The organism is Streptomyces sp. NBC_00076 (genome assembly GCF_045041235.1).
Taxonomy (GTDB): Bacteria; Actinomycetota; Actinomycetes; order Streptomycetales; family Streptomycetaceae; genus Streptomyces.
On sequence record NZ_CP108242.1, the window covers coordinates 4,872,842 to 4,889,567 of the forward strand.

Below are 16,726 nucleotides of genomic sequence, written 5' to 3' on the forward strand. Positions count from 1 at the left end.
GATCAAGAAAGAGCTCAGCGCGGGCCGAGGCTCCAACGTGGTCCCTGCGGTCCGTCCTCGATGACGAGGCCGGACTGGTTGAGCTGGTCGCGGATGGCGTCCGCGGTGGTCCAGTCCTTGCGGGCCCGCGCCGCCTCGCGCTGGTCGAGGACCAGGCGTACGAGGCTGTCGACGACCCCGTGCAGATCGTCGCCGCGGTCGGCCTCGCCGGCCCACTGCGGGTCGAGCGGGTCCAGGCCGAGGACGCCGAGCATGGCGCGGACCTCGGCGAGGCGGGCGACCGCGGCTTCCTTGTCGTCGGCGGCCAGCGCGGAGTTGCCCTGCCGGACGGTGGTGTGCACGACGGCGAGGGCCTGCGGGACGCCCAGGTCGTCGTCCATCGCCTCGGCGAAGGCGGGCGGCACGTCGGCGGCGGGCTCCACGACTCCCCCGGCCTTCTCCATCACGCGCTGCACGAAGCCCTCGATCCGCGCGAACGCGGACTCGGCCTCGCGCAGGGCCTCCTCGCTGTACTCGATCATCGAGCGGTAGTGCGGGGTGCCGAGGTAGTAGCGCAACACGATCGGGCGCCACGCCTTGACCATCTCGGAGACGAGCACCGAGTTGCCGAGCGATTTCGACATCTTCTCGCCGCTCATGGTGACCCAGGCGTTGTGCACCCAGTACCGGGCGAACTCGTCGCCGTACGCCTTGGCCTGGGCGATCTCGTTCTCGTGGTGCGGGAAGATCAGGTCCAGGCCGCCGCCGTGGATGTCGAAGACGGTGCCCAGGTACTTGTGCGCCATCGCCGAGCACTCCAGGTGCCAGCCGGGGCGGCCGCGGCCCCACGGGGTCTCCCAGCTGGGCTCGCCGGGCTTGGCCGCCTTCCACATGGCGAAGTCGCGGGAGTCCCGCTTGCCGGTCTCGCCGTCGCCGGAGGGCTGGAGCAGGTTGTCCAGCTCCTGGTTGGACAGGCGCAGGTACTCCGGGAACGACTTCACGTCGAAGTAGACGTTGCCGTCGGCCTCGTAGGCGTGGCCGCGCTCGATGAGGCCGCGCATCATCTCGACCATCTCGGTGACATGGCCGGTCGCGCGCGGTTCGTACGTCGGCGGCAGGCAACCGAGGACGGTGTAGCCGTCGTTGAACGCGCGCTCGTTCTCGTACCCGATCGACCACCAGGGGCGGCCCTGGTCGGCCGACTTGGTGATGATCTTGTCGTCGATGTCGGTGACGTTGCGGATGAACGTGACCTCGTAGCCGCGGTGGGCGAACCAGCGGCGCATGATGTCGAAGTTCAGGCCCGAGCGGATGTGCCCGATATGCGGTGCGGCCTGCACGGTGGCACCACACAGGTAGATCGAGACACAACCCGGCTGGAGCGGGGCGAAGTCACGAATCTGCCGGGCACTGGTGTCGTACAGGCGAATAGTCACGAGTCCAGGGTAGTAGGCCCCGGGTGATGCCTTGCGACCTTCGGCTCAAGCAGGGCGTATTCGTGACGTTCGTCCACGACCGGAGCCGGGCTCGAGCCACGGGGCGGGGGTCGTCGCGCTCCGTCCGCACCACCAGTTCGGTCGCCTCAGACCCCGGTGCGCACCACCAGTGCCGTAGCCACCGCCATCAGTCCCTCGCCGCGCCCGGGGAAGCCGAGGCCGTCCGTGGTCGCGCCGGAGACCGAGACCGGGGCGCCGGCCGCCTCCGACAGGATCTTCTGGGCCTCGTCCCGCCGCTTGCCGATCTTCGGGCGCGGTCCGACGACCTGTACGGCGATGTTGCCGACGGTGAAGCCCGCCTCGCGGACGATCCGGGCGGCCTCCGTCAACAGCGTGACGCCTGAGGCACCCGACCATTCGGGGCGCCCGGTGCCGAAGTGCTGGCCGAGGTCGCCGAGGCCGGCCGCCGAGAACAGCGCGTTGCAGGCGGCGTGCGCGACGACGTCCGCGTCGGAGTGCCCGGCCAGGCCGGTGCCCTCGCCCTCCCACTTCAGGCCCGCGCACCACAGCTCGCGGCCCTCCTCGAAGGCGTGGATGTCGGTGCCGATGCCGACCTGGGGCAGCACGTACGGGGGAACCTCAGAAGCCATCGTTGAGCCTCCTGCGGGCCAGGACCGCCTCGGCGAGCACCAGGTCCAGCGGGCGCGTCACCTTGAAGGCCTCCTCGTGGCCGGGCACGGTCACGACCGTCTCGCCGAGCTGCTCGACCATGCTCGCGTCGTCGGTGACGTCCTCGGTGACCGTCTCGTGGGCGCGGATGAGGGTCACGCGGTCGAAGCCCTGCGGGGTCTGGACGGCACGGAGGCGGGCCCGGTCCAACGTGGCGACGACGGGCTCCGGTTCGCCCGGGGTCGCGGCGGGCTGGACTTCCTTGACGGTGTCCGCGAGCGGCAGCGCCGGGACGACGGCCACGGCTCCCTCTCGTACGGCCTCGATGACGGTGTCCACCGTGTCGACCGGGACGAGGGGCCGGGCGGCGTCGTGGACGAGGACGATGTCGTACTCGGGCGGCAGCGCGTCCAGGCCGAGATTCACGGACTCCTGGCGGCTCTCGCCGCCCGCGACGACCAGGAAGTCGGTCCGCTCGGGCAGCGCGTGCGCGTCGAGCAGCGACTTGACCTCGGGCGCGCCGTCGGGCGGTGCCACGACGACGACCAGGGAGACCGCGCGGGACGCGGCGAGTGCGCGTACCGCGTGGATGAGCATGGGCGTGCCGTTCAGAGTGCGCAGCGCCTTGGGGGCCCCCGGGCCCAGGCGCACGCCGCGGCCGGCGGCCGGAATCACGGCGGCGGTCCGGGCGGTGGTTCGGGCGGCCGGCCGGGCTTCGGCGGGCGAGGGGCGCGAATCGTCAGACATCGGTTCCTGTCAGGTTTGTGTGCTCGGCATACGTGGGTATGGCCTCAGCGTGCCGGGTACGACAGCGTGACCAGAACCCTTCCGTGACCCTGGTCGAGTCGACTGCCCGGGCCCGGCACGCACAGTATCGGGGGTGTTACTCCCGAGGTGAACACGCGTACGGCGCCGAACGCGAACATGCCGCAGCGCCCGGCGACATCACTACGTCATCGGGCACCGCGGCATTTCAGTGTGCTGAGCTGAGCGGGCTGCGTGGTGCGGCCTGCGCCGGCGTCAGGACGCCAGGACCTCGTCGAGCAGGGCCTCCGCCTTGTCTTCGTTCGTGTTCTCCGCGAGCGCGAGCTCGCTCACCAGGATCTGGCGGGCCTTGGCGAGCATGCGCTTCTCACCGGCGGAGAGTCCGCGCTCGCGCTCACGACGCCACAGGTCACGTACGACTTCCGCGACCTTGATGACATCGCCGGAGGCGAGCTTCTCCAGGTTTGCCTTGTAACGACGCGACCAGTTCGTGGGCTCCTCGGCGTACGGCGCGCGCAGCACCTCGAAGACCCGGTCCAGTCCATCCTGACCGACCACATCACGCACGCCGACGAACTCCGCATTGTCCGCTGGCACACGTACCGTCAGATCACCCTGGGCGACCTTCAGCACCAAGTAGGTCTTGTCCACGCCTTTGATCTGGCGAGTTTCGATAGCCTCGATCAGCGCGGCCCCGTGATGGGGATAGACCACGGTGTCGCCAACCTTGAACGTCATGTGACAGGTACCCCTTCCGTGGCTATCCAGAGTAACACGGAAACTGCGCGTTCTGAATGGCGTTTTCGCAGGTCAGGGCACATCTCGGGGCTTGACAACAGCAACAGGAACGTGCTGCGCGGGCCGAGCGGAAGAAAGTATTCGCAGGTGGGAGCGGCTCTCCGGGGGAGGTGAAACGCGTACGTTACACGCATCCGGAGGCCCTCCCAGGCGACTGAACATCCCCATATGTCCGGTTGCAGGTGTGCGACTTCCGCTACTCCGTTCGATGACCGGAGTCGGGTACGAGACGAATCCGGAATTGATCACCGAGCTGCCCGACCACTCGACCGGTGATCAATTCCGGGGTTCATGGATTCCTTCACGGAAAATCCCTGGGCCAAGCGGGGGACACTTATGTGAATGGCAGACGAGCGCGGCCGCAATGTGACCTGAGAGTCCCTTGTGACTCGTGGGACTACACGTGACCTACACCTGGACTACACGTGGGACTACGCCTTGCCGTGGGAAGCGGACGTTCAAGGAGGGTCGGGTGCGGTGCGACGGGACCGGCTCGGTAACCTAAGGCCGCTGACAGACACTTAGCGCGGCTTCATCGGGCCGCCTCGCTCAAGCTCAAGGAGTTGCCGCCGCCGTGAGCAGCAGCCTTCGACGCGGTGCCCTCGCCACCGCCGCCATCGCGTTCTCGATCGCCTCGCTCGCCGCGTGCGGCGCCGGCAACGACGCCCAGACCCTGGAGGTCAAGCCGGACAACGCGGCCACCAGCCTCGGGGACATCAAGCTCCAGAACGTCATGGTCATCACCCAGCCCAACGACGAGTCCACGGGCCCGGCGGTGATCTCCGCCACGGTGTTCAACACCGGCAGCACCGCGCAGACCCTGGACTCCGTGAACGTCGACGGCGGCGGCGCCGCCGAGCTCACGCCCGCCAAGGGCAAGGGCGCGCTGACCGTCCCGGCCGGCGGCTCCGTCATCCTCGGTGGCAAGGGCAACGCCTCCGCCGCGCTGAACGAGATCGGCGCGTCCGTCAAGAACGGCAACGCCCAGAAGGTCACGTTCACCTTCAGCAAGACCGGCGACGTCAACCTGCGTGCCTTCGTCGTCCCGGCCAAGTACTACTTCACCAAGTGGGGCCCGACCGAGATGCCCGCCGCCCCGGGTGACACGACCAAGCCGGACTCGCGCACGGAACCGGGCGCCGGCACGGGCTCGCCCAACGCGTCCAACTCGGCGAACACCCCGGCCGACACGACGACCCCGACCGACGCGTCGTCCGCGAGCACCACGGAGTCGCCGGCCGCGGGTCACTGAGCCTGAGCCGGCATGAAAGAAGGGCGGGACCTCATGGAGAGGTCCCGCCCTTCTTCGTGGGCGTCAGCGTGAGCGGGCGGTTTACGGCTCGAACTTGTAGCCGAGCCCCCGGACCGTCACCAGGTACCGCGGCGCGCCCGGGTCGGGCTCGATCTTGGCGCGCAGGCGCTTGACGTGGACGTCGAGGGTCTTGGTGTCGCCCACGTAGTCGGCGCCCCAGACCCGGTCGATGAGCTGCATGCGGGTCAGGACGCGGCCGGCGTTGCGCAGCAGCATCTCCAGGAGGTCGAACTCCTTGAGGGGGAGGTCGACCTTGGAGCCGGAGACCGTCACCACGTGGCGGTCCACGTCCATACGGACCGGGCCCGCCTCCAGCGCGGCCGGGGTGACCTCCTCCGGCTCGCCTCGGCGGCGCAGGACCGCCCGGATGCGGGCGACCAGCTCGCGGGAGGAGAACGGCTTGGTCACGTAGTCGTCGGCTCCTATTTCCAGCCCGACGACCTTGTCGATCTCGCTGTCCTTGGCGGTCACCATGATGACGGGGACGTTGGAGCGGCCGCGCAGCTGGCGGCACACCTCGGTGCCCGGCAGGCCGGGCAGCATCAGGTCGAGGAGGACGAGGTCGGCGCCGTTGCGCTCGAACTCGTCGAGTCCGTCGGGCCCGGTGGTCGCGACGGCGACCTCGAAGCCCTCTTTGCGGAGCATGTACGACAGGGCGTCGGAGAAGGACTCCTCGTCCTCGACGACGAGCACACGGGTCACGGAAGGACCTCCGGGGCGGGATGTGGTTCGTAAGAAGATGATGGGGGTGAGGGGCGTGATGCGGGGGTTGAGGCGCTGTGACGACCGGTCTCCTCGTCGAGACCGTCGCGGTCGTGGAGACCCTCGGATCCGTCGAGACCGTCGGAACCGTCGAAGTCGTCGAGGTCGGGGTGCTGGTGCGCGCGGTCGCGGGCCACGCCGGCCTCCGGGAGACGCAGGGTGAAGGTGGAGCCCTGCCCCTCGGCGCTCCACACCGTGACCTCCCCGCCGTGCGATGCGGCCACGTGTTTGACGATGGCGAGGCCGAGGCCCGTGCCGCCGGTGGCACGGGAGCGGGCCGGGTCGACCCGGTAGAAGCGCTCGAAGACGCGCTCCTTGTCCTTTTCGGAGATCCCGATGCCCTGGTCGGTGACGGCGATCTCGATCATGTCCCCGCCGGGCGCGTTGATCTTGCGGGCGGCTATGCCCACGCGGGTGCGGGCGGGCGAGTAGTTGACGGCGTTCTCGACGAGGTTGCCGAGGGCGGCGGCGAGCTGGCCGCGGTTGCCCCAGACGTGCAGGTCGGCGGTTCCGCCTGCGGCCATGGTGATGCTCTTGGCGCCGGCCTGGTGCCGGCAGCGGTCGATCGCCTCGGCGACCAGTTCGTCGACGCGTACCGGTTCGGCGTCCTCCAGGGGATCGTCGTTCTGTACCCGCGACAGGTCTATGAGCTCCTGCACCAGGTTGGTGAGCCGGGTCGCCTCGATCTGCATACGGCCGGCGAAGCGTTCCACCGCCTCCGGGTCGTCGGATGCGCCCATCACTGCCTCGGAAAGGAGGGAGAGCGCGCCGACGGGGGTTTTCAACTCGTGGCTGACGTTCGCGACGAAGTCACGTCGTACCGCTTCGATCCGCCGTGCCTCGGTCAGGTCCTCCACGAGCAGCAGCACCAGCCGGGATCCGAGCGGGGCGACCCGCGCGGAGACGGCGAGTGCCTCGCCCCGCCCGGTTCCCCGCCTCGGCAGATCCAGCTCGACCTGGCGTATCTCCCCGTCACGGCGGGTGTCCCGGGCCATCCGGAGCATGGGCTCCACCGAGAGCTTGCCGCCGCGGACCAGCCCGAGCGCGTACGCCGCGGAGCTGGCCTTGACCACGGAGTCGGCCTCGTCGAGGACGACCGCGGAGGAGCGAAGCACCGACAGAACGGTGTCGACGCCCGGCGGAAGCACCGGGTCGGTGTGCAGGGAGGTGCGGGTGGGGCGCTTCTGCTCCCGCTCGCTCCAGCGGAACGCCAGCACGGCGATGACACCGGTGAGTACACCGGCGATCGCTGCCGCTGCGGCAACCGCCGCGTTCACGTCCATGCCCTCAGGTTAGGCACGGCATCGCTCCCGGCCACAGCCATCCGAGTGCGACCTCGAACACTCGTCGCCCAGAGTTCACCTTGGAGCCAGGATTGGTTCATTTGGGGTGCCGGAAACGGACGCGTACAGGCCGGAACGTGGGAGCGTGGGGTGCGAAGCACCGGTTTCAAGACACTCGCGCCGGGCCCCGGCCCCCGGTGAACCCCCGATGACGACGTACGAGAGGGAACCCTGATGCGGGACGCGTACCACGAGGAACTGGATTCGATCGGCGACGGTCTGGTGGAGATGGCCCGGCTGGTCGGCTCGGCGATCGGGCGCGCCACGACGGCGATCCTCGACTCCGACCTGAAGCTCGCCGAGAGCGTGATCGAGGCCGACCAGAAGGTCGACGAGCTCCAGCACGACCTTGAGGCCCGTGCGATAGCTCTGCTGGCCCGCCAGCAGCCGGTCGCCACGGACCTTCGTATCGTCGTGACGTCGCTGCGGATGTCGGCGGACCTGGAGCGCTCGGGCGACCTGGCCCAGCATGTGGCGAAGCTGGCCCGGCTGCGCTTCCCGTCGCGCGCGGTCCCGCACGACCTGCACGCGACGATCCTGGAGATGGGTCAGCTCGCGCAGCGCCTGATGGCGAAGGCGGCCGAGGTGATCATCACGAAGGACGTCGACCTGGCGCTCCAGCTGGAGCAGGACGACGACGAGATGGACCTCCTGCACCGCCACCTCTTCCAGCACCTGATCGACGACCGCTGGAAGCACGGCATCGAGACGGCCGTCGACGTGACCCTGCTGGGCCGCTACTACGAGCGGTTCGCCGACCACGCGGTGTCGGTGGCCAAGCGGGTGGTGTTCCTGGTGACGGGCGAACACGCGGACGAGCTCCAGTCGGACGCGCAGCCCGAGATCCAGCCGGCACAGGGGGCGGAGGGGGCCTGATCCCTCCGGGGGTCTTGTTCGGGGGCCCTGATCCGTCCGGCTGCGGTGCGGCGAACCGGCTGACGGTGCGGTGAATCTCGTACGACGGTGAGGGCCCCGGTGTCACACCGGGGCCCTCACCGTCGTACACGTCCTACGCGGAAACTGGTGCCGACCGAGCGGTCGCCCGCGCCGCCGTACGGGCGCACCATGAGGGAAGAACAGGTGAGCACACTCGCGCACCCGCAGGACTCGGAAAGGCAAGGAGGTACGGGCCATGGCCAAGTTCATGGACGTCCACCACGGCTTCGAGGGCATCACGCCCGACCAGCTGAGGGAGGCACACGCGGCCGACCTCGCCCTGGAGAAGGAAGAGGGCGTGCATTTCGAACATGCCTGGGCGGACCCGTCCTCCGGCACGATCTACTGCCTCGCCGAAGGCCCCTCGGCCGAGGCGGTCCAGCGCGTCCACGAACGCGCGGGGCACAAGGCCGCCGAGATCCACGAGGTCTCACTGTCGGTCTGACGGCGCGGTCCGCGGCGCGCGGTGGGACGGTCCCCGCGCCCGCCCGTCTCCCCTGACGGCCTCCCTATCGGTCGCTGCCGCCGATAGAGTCCGCCACGGAGGACTGACCGTGACGCGAATACCCAGACCGGCCGTGGCGCTCATGGTGGCTGCCTCGATTGTCGCGATGACGGCGCTCGCCGGGTGCGGGGAGCAGAAGTCGTCGCCGACGTCCAAGAGCCCGTCGGCAAGCGGGCCCACATCCGCACCTCACCCGGTCATTCATCTCAGCGCGGACGCCGAAGAGGCATGAGCGGATGTTAGTGACAGCCAGCGGTCGGCGCGAAGCGGAGTCCCGATCTCAGCTAACCGGCCTCCGTGTCCTGCCGCGCCCGTAGACGGCTTCCGGGCGGTGCGGATCATGGAGAACAGCCGGGAAAGCTCGGGCTTCGATGTCCCTTGGCGGCGTACGAGGGTGCTCCAGCGCCGCGACGACGCTCCCTGTCGCCGACATGGAGACAGAGGTACATCGCCCGCTCGACCTGGCCCGGCGACTGCGCGGAGAAGTCGACTTCGCCGGTGCGATGAGTCCTGAGCCGACGCCCGATGACGCAATGCTGCCGCCCGCAGTGCTTTCGCTGGAGCTCCAGGGACCGCGATCGCTGGGTTCGCGGGTGGCGCCTCACCTCTGGGGGGCGCAGTCGTAGAGGGTGAAGCTGCCGTCGGTGCGGAGGCCGTAGGCGGTGGGCCGGATGCGGGTGCAGTGGGACTTCACCCAGGTGGTGGTGGGAGTGGTGGGACGCTCGGTGGTGAGCAGCGCATAGCGCAGCTGGTGGGCGGTGACGAGGCTGCCGAGCTGCTGGGCGGTCGGGAAGGGGGTGCTGCCGGTGAAGCCGCCCATGACGAGGATGGGCTCGGACTTCGCGCGCAGCAGGGGTTCGGCGGCGTAGGCGGCCTGGGCGGCGAGCAGGTACTTCTCGCCGCGGCGGTGGGTGGTGAGGTAGTCGAGCAGGGCGGCGTCGCGGGCGCTGGGCCGGTCGAGCCCTCTCCTCCGCGGAGCGCGATGGGGATGCTCGCTGTACGACTTGCCGACCGGACCGGCCATCGGCGAGGCGGTGGCGCCCGCGTAGAGCGGGTCGAGGCCGGAGACGGCCCAGCCGGCCGGTACGACCAGGGTGGCCGCGATCCCGGCGGCGAGGGCGGCGTGGACCATCCGCGGGGAAGTGCGCGGCCCGCGGCTCCATAGGCCCACCACGCCGCACAGCGCGAGCATCACGGCGACCGGCAGCAGCCAGGAGACGAATCGGGTCGGCCAGTCGAGTACCAGCGCCCACGCCGCCGTCAGCGCGATCGCCGCCGGCAGCGTCAGGTGTCGTCGGCCGGTCGCCGCGTGCTCCGCCGCCGGCTCGGCCTCCTGCTCCGGCTCGCCCCTCGGTTCCGGGTCGTATCTCGGGTCCCACCCCAGCTGGTACCAGGTCTCCTGCTCGTACCCCGGTTCCGGCTCCTGAGCGTCCCTCGGCTCCTGCTTCGGCTTGTCCCCGGGCTCCAGCTCCGCCGCGTATTTCGCCTCGTACTCCGAGCGGAAGAGCGCGAGGCCGCCACCGGCCAGCGCGGCGAGCGCCGGGGCGATGACGGCCGTGTAGTAGGCGTGGTTGCCGTTGGAGACGCTGAACACCAGGCCGTGCATGGCCAGCCAGCCGCCCCACAACAGGAATCCCGCGCGCGTCAGGTCGGTTCGCGGCCGGCCGACGCGCCGGGCGACGCCCAGGACCGTGGCCAGCACGGCGAGCGGCAGGAACCAGGCGACCTGCGGGCCGACCGTGTCGTTGATCAGCATGTCCCAGCCGGTGTTGCCGGTGGTGCGGCTGGCGGCGGTGCCCGCGACGGCGCCGAACGCGGTGGAATCGCTGCTGAAGCGGCTCAGACCGTTGTAGCCGAAAACCAGGGCGAACGGATTGTTGTCGGACGTTCCGTCGAGGTACGGCCGGTTGGCAGCCGGTGTCGCCCAGGCGATCAGTATCCAGAAGCAGGAGACCGCCAGCGCGACCGCCCCGCCCAGCAGGAGACGCAGAGCCCGCTTCAACGGCGCGCCTGGCGCGACGAGTTGGTACACGGCGGCGAAGACCGGCAGCACCAGCCACGCCTGCAGCATCTTCGCCTGGAAGGCGAGCCCGACCCAGATCCCGCAGGTGATCAGCGGCAGCAGCCGCTCGGTGCGTACCGCCTTCTGCAGCGCTCCGGCGGCCGCCACCAGGAGCAGAGTGAGCGTGGTGTCCGGGATGGTGGCACGGTTGAGCGCCACGGTGACCGGGGTGAGGGTGAGCACCAGCGCGGCGATCAGCGCGGCGAACGGACCGGACCAGGCCCGTACGATCCGGTGCAACAGCCATACGGTGAGCACGCCTTCGACGACCTGCGGAAGCGCGGCCGCCCAGGTGTGCGGGCCGAACAGCCAGACGGAGATCGCGTCGGGCCAGAAGGCGCCGGGCAGTTTGTCGATGCTGATCGAACCGCCGGCGTCGAGCCCGCCGAAGAAGAACGCCCGCCAGCTGCCCGCCATCGAGCGTATCGCCGCACCGTAGAAGGGGTGGAGCGCGGCGTGCCCGATGCCCCAGGAGTACAGCACCGTGGCGACGGCAAGCACCGCGGCGAGCGCCGGGCGCTCCCAGCGTGGGGCGTCTTCCGGCAGGCTGAAGCGGCGGTTCGCCGCCTGGCGGCCTCGGTGCGCGCCGGTGGGCTGGACGGCGGGGATGGCGGTCATGGCGGTGGTCCTCGGATCAGCAGGTCAGGTCAAGCGGCGATGCGTCGGCGGTGGAGTCACATCGTGGAGTCACATCACAGTCGGCGGGCCGCCCGGAAGCCGCGGGCGTAGAAGTCGGTGCCGTCCAGCAGCGCGTGGCCCGACAGGTCACCCAGGGTCGGGCCGTTGGCGGCGGAGCGGCTGGAGTAGAAGCGGTGCCGGCCCTTGTCGTCGAGGCCCATGTATATGCCGACGTGGTCGATGAAGTCCGGCCGGTCCTTGATGATGGCGAAGAAGACCAGATCGCCGGGTTGCAGGACGTCCAGGTCGGTGGCCTGCCGCGTGCCGGTGTGCGGGATCACCTGGCGGCCGGGACCGTGGGCGGCGATGGCGTAGGCGCGGCGCGGCAGACCGGTGCCCTTGGTGTTGGTGTTGTGCAGGGGGATGCCCATGCGGTAGCCCCACACGAGACGCTGGAAGCCGGAGCAGTCGACACAGCCGTAGCGGTCGTTCTCCGGCTGCACGCGCGTGCCGTCCGGGAAGTCCCAGTCGATGCCCAGATAGTCGTAGAAGTCGGACTTCTCGTCGTAGTAGGCGAAGTCCAACGGGTTTTTGACCGCGGCGTTGCGCGGGCCGAAGTGCGCGGTGCCCGCGTAGCGCACGTCGGCGGTGTTCCGCTTGTCGGGCGCCCCGGCACTGCTGTACTGGAACGCCACCGCGAAGACGTCCGGGCTCTTGTCGCCGAGTGTCTTGGGGAACCAGCTCTTGAACCACGCGGACTTCTCCATGCCCCGCTGCCACGCGTGCGGCAGCACGCGCACCCAGGCGTCCGTGGTCACCGTGGCCTCGGTGGTCCGCGGCTCGCTGAAGGTGCGGGCGGGCCCGGTCAGTACGGCCGTACGGGCGCCGTCGGTGAACGTGGCGAGCGTGCCGCCGTCGGCGGCACGGACCACGGTGCGGCCGGGGGCGGACAGCCGCTCGTAGGTGTGGGGCCCGGCGGACCGGGAGTTCGGGCCGGAGCCCGTGCCGTCGGCGGTCGTACCGGCATCGTCGTCGCTGCCCCGCCCGAAGCGGTCCCAGGCGAACCCGCCCGCCGCCCCGGCTACCGCCACGCCGGCGATCGTACGGAACACGGCGCGGCGGGTCGGGTTGTTGCCTCTGCCGACTGGTGTGGAGTGCATGACCGATCCTCCTGGAAGTGTCAGGTGAGAGGGTGCTCGACAGGTCAGCCGGTGGGCAGGGCGCCCATCAACAGGCCGGAGACCAGCACGACGTACGTGGCCAGCGTCACCGCCGTGGTCGAGATGACCGTGGCCGCCATGGGCTGGCGGACCATCTGGTACGAGACCAGGCCGGGGACGATGAAGCCGAGGGTCTGTGACGTGTACAGCAGCGGAAACTCGTGACTCAGGGCGAGCATCACGGTGGTCTGCGTCAGCACCGCGCACAGCACCACGGCGGCGAACAGCCGCTTGCCGTAGAGAATCACCGTGCGCTGCAACAGCTTCGTCATGAAGTACGTGAGCGTCGCTACACCGACCATCAGCCCGGCCAACCACACGTCGGTGACGAGTGTGAGGGCGATCCAGCCCGGGGTGATCATTCCCCCGGGCGAGAGGTTGGTGGTCAGGTAGCAGACGAGCGAGAAGACCAGCCCGAGGGCGATCCCGAGTGCGGCGGTCTGTGCGTTGAGGTCGGGGGGGATCACGGGTTCCTCATGGACTGGGGCGGATCGTAGGAGTGGTACTGATCGTGCGTGTGGTTCGGGTCGCCCGCGGTGTTCCATTCGTCGGGCCGCTCCTGGCGGGCGGCGGACCGGCGGGCGAGGTCGCGTTGTTCCGGGATGCGGAAGGCGTACGTCGGTGTCTCCAGCGGTGCCACCCAGCTGTACGGCTCCGGCTCGGGCGGGCGGGCCACCGAGACACGCGGTCGGGGTACGGCTATCTGGATAGTCTCCTGGTCCAGGCCGTCGCCGGTGACGACGTCGAGCAGGTCCTCGGAGTCGTCCAGCGGCAGCTCGGCGAGGCATTCAAGGAACAGCTCGCCCTGGCCGTGGATGTTGCCGATCGCCACCAGCGAGTAATCCGGGCCGAGTTCGGCGAGGATCGCCGCGGTCAGTTCCTCTGGGTCCCGGCGGTCGCCGCCGAGATCCACCACCCGCCCGGTGAAGCCCGCCGGTATCGCGTCCCGGGCGCTCTTGGTCGGGTGGCCGATCAGGAACACCGTCTCGGCGGCGAGGTCGGGGACGATCGTGCCCATCTGGCCGTTGCGCTCCACCCGGTCCGGGCGGCAGTTGATGACCACGCCGATCGGCCCTCTGATCGCGCCCAGCTCCTCCAGCTGCTTGACGTTCATCAGTGTCGACTCGGGATCGTTGGCCGCGAAGACGTTGGCGAACCGCAGCCGCTTTCCGTCGGGGGTGACATAGCGCTCCACGGACAGCACGCCCGGGTCGGGCGGCGCGTCCCACATGCCCTGCATCGCGGTGTGCCGCTCCACGCCGAGCAGTTCGGCGACGGCGAGCGCGATCGCCACGTTCTCCTTGAAGGTGAACCAGCTGAAGCCGCGCAGTTCGGCGTCGGTCACCGACTCCGGATCGACCGCGATCAGCCGGCAGTTCCGCTTGTCGGCCTCCTCCTGGAGGATGTGCAGCCGGTCCTTCTCCGCCGTCACGCACACCCCGCCCACCGGCATCGAGCGGGAGAGCGAGCGGGCGACGTCGTCCAGCGTCGGCCCCATCTCCTCCAGATGGTCCTCGCGGACATTGCACAGCACGCCGATCGTGGAACGGATCAGCTTCTCCTGGTTGATCTCCTGCAGCGCGGGCATCACCGCCATGCACTCGATCACCAGCGCGTCCGGCCGGTAGGTCGCCGCCCGCCGTACGATGCCGATCTGCTCGACGATGTTGGCGATGTTGAGCTTGCGGTACACCGGCTCCTCGGTGGCATCCGGATGGATGAACCGGGCCGCGGTGCCGGTGGTCTTGGCCACCGTGACCAGGCCGCCGCCGCGCAGCGCGCCCGCGCACAGCCGGGTGATCGAACTCTTGCCGCGGATACCGTTGACCAGCACCCGCGTAGGTATCTGCTCCAGCGAGGCGAAGTGCCGCCGCTGCTCCAGGATTCCGGCGATCCACAGCGTGGCGCAGCACATCAGGACGATGACATAGAGGAAGAGCACGCCGATTCCGTCCTTCTACCGCTGGTGGGTGTTCGCACGCGGGGGCCGGGAGGGCCCGGCGGCGTGGCCGGATCTGGCCGCCCGGTCGCGTTCCGCCAGGACCTGGCGCACCAGCTCCAGGCTGCGGGTGACCGAGCCGATCTCGTCGTGGTTGACCGGATGCAGCACGGTGCGGCGGTCCCCGCCGGCGAGCCGCTCGACGAGCACGGCGACCGCACGCAGCGGCCGGATCACCACGACGTACAGCCAGCCCAGGCAGGCCGCGCTCACGGCGAGGCCCAGGATGCCTGCGAGCATGGTGCGCTGCTCGGCCTGCACCGCGGGGATCTGGAGCGCCGCCGCGGGCTCCGCGGTCACCACGTGCCAGCCGAGACGGGCCGTCGGGCCGCTCTGCGCCAGCGGCGCGGCGGCGTCGACCGATGGGCCGGAGGACGTGTTGTGCACCGCCGAGGTCGCGGTGCCCGCGGTCCCCGGGGCGCCCTGGGTGGCGCGGGCGAGACGGGTCAGGCCGGAGTCGGGCAGCGACTGGAAGGCACGGTAGCCCACGCTCGCCGCCAGCACCTTCTCGTCGCCGTCCGTCACCCAGACGCTGCCCAGCTTCGGCCTGGGCAGAATGGAGTTGAGCGCCTTCACGTCGATCTCGCCGAACAGGACCACCCCGGCCGCCGGGGCCTGGCCCTTGCCGGACCGGACCTGCGCGTAGGCGGCGATCGCCGGTATCCGGCCCGAGGTGTTGACGGTGGTGATCCCACCGCCGCCGGGCACGTGGACGAGGGTGCGCAGGGGTGTGTCGCCCACCCGCAGCGTGATGCCGCCCGAGCGGTTCAGGAGATATAACGAGCGGTACTGCTTGTGGTCGGCGAGGGACTGCCGCAGGACCTCGCTCTGGGCGGCCCGGCTCCTGCCCGACAGACTCGCGGCCGCTTCGCTCAGGTCGGTGTACGACTGGTCGAGGGACTGCCGGATCCGCTGCGTCGCGATCTCGGTGCGCGCCTGCTGGTCGGCGAGGACCGGAGCCGGAACCGCGGTCGCGGCGTCCGCCCGGTTCAGCAGGAAGATCATCGGCACCGCCCAGCAGGCCACCACCACCACGCCGACCACGGCCAGAGCCCGGTAGCCCGGCCCGCGCCGGGCCGGGAACTGCTGCGGGCCGCTCTCGCCGAGCAGTTGCCCGCGCAGTGAGTCCAGTGCCCGCCCGATCCGGGCCAGTTCACCGAAGCCGTGCACCGGAACCGGCCGGGACAGCTCCGCCGCCGCGGTCGGCCCACCCCCGGTCACGCCCCGGGCCAGGCGGCCGGCGGACAGATACAGCCGCAGCAGTGGCTGCTGCACGGAGAAGTACAGCGCCAGCCCGAGCAACAGCGCGACCATGGCCAGCGTCCCGGCTGTCTCGAGTGCGAAGCGCGAGTAGTCGGCGGCGGGGGCCGTGGCGGGCGCCGCGCGGGAGGTGAGCACCACCAGGCCGAGGTCGTCGGTCGCGCCCGAACCTGTCGCCGAGGCGACCTGGGCCCAGCCGGCCACGGTGCGCCGGCTGCCGGTGGTGGTGCCCAGCAGGGTTCCCGAGGCGTCGGTCCCACTCCTCGACCCGTTCGCCGCGCGGGCCGCCGCCGCGGACAGACCGCTGTGGGCGGCGGTTTCGGACGCCGTGCCACGGACTGCGGTGGCGAGCGCCTTGCCGCTCGCGTCCAGCACTTCGGCGGTGCGCCCCTCGCCGTACGCCGTGAGGGCGGGGAGCGCTTCGGAGACCACCAGCAGCAACTGCCGGTCGGGCCGGCTCGGGGCCTGGTACTGGTCCTGGTCCTGGTCGGGATCGTCCTGCTGCGCGGGCAGTGTGACCTTCGCGAAGTACAGCAGTTGCCGGGTGCCGCCCGACGTCACCAGCCGGGGCGGGATCGCTTCGGGCCCGGACGCCGTCCTGGCGACGTCCACCCCGGTCAGCGGCACCGTCTTGCCGCCGGCCGCCAGCAGTTTGCCGTTGCGCTGGTCGAGCAGCGCACTGCCGAGGGCCGCCTTCCTGGCAGCGGTCAGCGCTTTGAGCGTGGTCGTGGGGGTCGATGCGCTCGTCGCCGGGTACGCGTCGGCCGTACGGCGTACCGCGCTCGCCTCGGCGTCGATCGCGGAGCGCATCGACAGCGCGGTGTCCGCGGCGATCTGCTGTTCCCCGTTCAGCACGGCCTGGGGGACACCCGCGGTGTGGATGCCGTCGAGGCCGATCACGGTCAGGGCGGCGACCATCAGCAGGAGTACGACGAGTGAGGCTATCGGCGGGCGGACCCCGCCAAGCATCGGCATATCGGCGCGGCGGCGGATGCGGTGGCGTCGCGGCGCCCGAGGTGCGGAGGACAGGAGAGCTGATCCTTCCTCAACTGGCGCCGAGCG

The 16,726-nt window shown here is 70.4% G+C and carries 14 protein-coding genes; 3 read left to right on the top strand and 11 right to left on the bottom strand.

All coding sequences use genetic code 11. The annotated features are described in order from the left end of the window. Nucleotides 1–14: 14 nt before the first annotated feature. The 4 genes from cysS to OHA64_RS22010 form a co-directional block, all read right to left on the bottom strand. Nucleotides 15–1,415, bottom strand: coding sequence for a cysteine--tRNA ligase (gene cysS / locus OHA64_RS21995; protein WP_405615621.1), 1,401 nt, complete (start codon nt 1,413–1,415; stop codon nt 15–17). Between the two features lie 146 nt (nt 1,416–1,561). After that, on the bottom strand, nt 1,562–2,065 hold the full coding sequence (gene ispF, locus OHA64_RS22000; RefSeq protein WP_405615624.1) for a 2-C-methyl-D-erythritol 2,4-cyclodiphosphate synthase: 504 nt from the start codon (nt 2,063–2,065) through the stop codon (nt 1,562–1,564). Then, a complete protein-coding gene (gene ispD, locus OHA64_RS22005) occupies nt 2,055–2,831 on the bottom strand; it encodes a 2-C-methyl-D-erythritol 4-phosphate cytidylyltransferase (RefSeq protein WP_405615626.1) in 777 nt (258 codons plus the stop codon). The genes ispF and ispD overlap by 11 nt, the downstream gene beginning before the upstream one ends. Before the next feature lie 273 nt (nt 2,832–3,104). Then, a complete protein-coding gene (locus OHA64_RS22010; protein ID WP_003953493.1) occupies nt 3,105–3,587 on the bottom strand; it encodes a CarD family transcriptional regulator in 483 nt (160 codons plus the stop codon). Between the two features lie 634 nt (nt 3,588–4,221). On the opposite strand from OHA64_RS22010, the gene OHA64_RS22015 reads away from it, so the two are divergent. Next, a complete protein-coding gene (locus OHA64_RS22015) occupies nt 4,222–4,899 on the top strand; it encodes a DUF461 domain-containing protein (protein WP_405615628.1) in 678 nt (225 codons plus the stop codon). 81 nt (nt 4,900–4,980) lie between these two features. On the opposite strand, the gene OHA64_RS22020 is transcribed toward OHA64_RS22015, so the two are convergent. Together OHA64_RS22020 and OHA64_RS22025 are read right to left on the bottom strand one after the other, a co-directional pair. Further along, nucleotides 4,981–5,661 (bottom strand): response regulator transcription factor, encoded by a 681-nt coding sequence (locus OHA64_RS22020; RefSeq protein ID WP_015659563.1) that lies wholly within the window; start codon nt 5,659–5,661, stop codon nt 4,981–4,983. Beyond that, on the bottom strand, nt 5,658–7,004 hold the full coding sequence (locus OHA64_RS22025; protein ID WP_405615630.1) for a sensor histidine kinase: 1,347 nt from the start codon (nt 7,002–7,004) through the stop codon (nt 5,658–5,660). The genes OHA64_RS22020 and OHA64_RS22025 overlap by 4 nt, the downstream gene beginning before the upstream one ends. Nucleotides 7,005–7,238: 234 nt before the next feature. Between OHA64_RS22025 and phoU the strand changes: the two genes are divergently transcribed. After that, the gene (phoU, locus tag OHA64_RS22030) at nt 7,239–7,940 is read left to right on the top strand and encodes a phosphate signaling complex protein PhoU (RefSeq protein ID WP_405615632.1); all 702 of its coding nucleotides are present in this window, start codon (nt 7,239–7,241) and stop codon (nt 7,938–7,940) included. A 256-nt stretch (nt 7,941–8,196) separates the two neighbouring features. Beyond that, a complete protein-coding gene (locus tag OHA64_RS22035; protein WP_405615635.1) occupies nt 8,197–8,445 on the top strand; it encodes an SCO4226 family nickel-binding protein in 249 nt (82 codons plus the stop codon). Between the two features lie 661 nt (nt 8,446–9,106). Here the strand turns inward: OHA64_RS22035 and OHA64_RS22040 are convergent. From OHA64_RS22040 to OHA64_RS22060, 5 genes are all read right to left on the bottom strand, one after another. After that, on the bottom strand, nt 9,107–11,185 hold the full coding sequence (locus tag OHA64_RS22040) for an ArnT family glycosyltransferase (RefSeq protein ID WP_405615637.1): 2,079 nt from the start codon (nt 11,183–11,185) through the stop codon (nt 9,107–9,109). A 74-nt stretch (nt 11,186–11,259) separates the two neighbouring features. Then, nucleotides 11,260–12,345: an NlpC/P60 family protein gene (locus OHA64_RS22045; protein ID WP_405615639.1), complete on the bottom strand. Its 1,086-nt coding sequence runs from the start codon at nt 12,343–12,345 to the stop codon at nt 11,260–11,262. A 44-nt stretch (nt 12,346–12,389) separates the two neighbouring features. After that, nucleotides 12,390–12,872: a poly-gamma-glutamate biosynthesis protein PgsC/CapC gene (locus OHA64_RS22050; RefSeq protein WP_030661330.1), complete on the bottom strand. Its 483-nt coding sequence runs from the start codon at nt 12,870–12,872 to the stop codon at nt 12,390–12,392. Next, nucleotides 12,869–14,347 (bottom strand): poly-gamma-glutamate synthase PgsB, encoded by a 1,479-nt coding sequence (gene pgsB / locus OHA64_RS22055; protein ID WP_405615643.1) that lies wholly within the window; start codon nt 14,345–14,347, stop codon nt 12,869–12,871. Before pgsB ends, OHA64_RS22050 begins: the two co-directional genes overlap by 4 nt. Before the next feature lie 15 nt (nt 14,348–14,362). Continuing rightward, nucleotides 14,363–16,633 (bottom strand): HAMP domain-containing protein, encoded by a 2,271-nt coding sequence (locus tag OHA64_RS22060; RefSeq protein ID WP_405615645.1) that lies wholly within the window; start codon nt 16,631–16,633, stop codon nt 14,363–14,365. Between the last annotated feature and the right edge of the window lie 93 nt (nt 16,634–16,726).

Coding starts and splice junctions, on each gene's coding strand:
- ispF (WP_405615624.1), bottom strand. CDS start 2,065: ATGGCTTCTGAGGTTCCCCCGTACGTGCTGCCCCAGGTCGGCATCGGC.
- ispD (WP_405615626.1), bottom strand. CDS start 2,831: ATGTCTGACGATTCGCGCCCCTCGCCCGCCGAAGCCCGGCCGGCCGCC.
- OHA64_RS22010 (WP_003953493.1), bottom strand. CDS start 3,587: ATGACGTTCAAGGTTGGCGACACCGTGGTCTATCCCCATCACGGGGCC.
- OHA64_RS22025 (WP_405615630.1), bottom strand. CDS start 7,004: ATGGACGTGAACGCGGCGGTTGCCGCAGCGGCAGCGATCGCCGGTGTA.
- phoU (WP_405615632.1), top strand. CDS start 7,239: ATGCGGGACGCGTACCACGAGGAACTGGATTCGATCGGCGACGGTCTG.
- OHA64_RS22035 (WP_405615635.1), top strand. CDS start 8,197: ATGGCCAAGTTCATGGACGTCCACCACGGCTTCGAGGGCATCACGCCC.
- OHA64_RS22040 (WP_405615637.1), bottom strand. CDS start 11,185: ATGACCGCCATCCCCGCCGTCCAGCCCACCGGCGCGCACCGAGGCCGC.
- OHA64_RS22045 (WP_405615639.1), bottom strand. CDS start 12,345: ATGCACTCCACACCAGTCGGCAGAGGCAACAACCCGACCCGCCGCGCC.
- OHA64_RS22060 (WP_405615645.1), bottom strand. CDS start 16,633: ATGCTTGGCGGGGTCCGCCCGCCGATAGCCTCACTCGTCGTACTCCTG.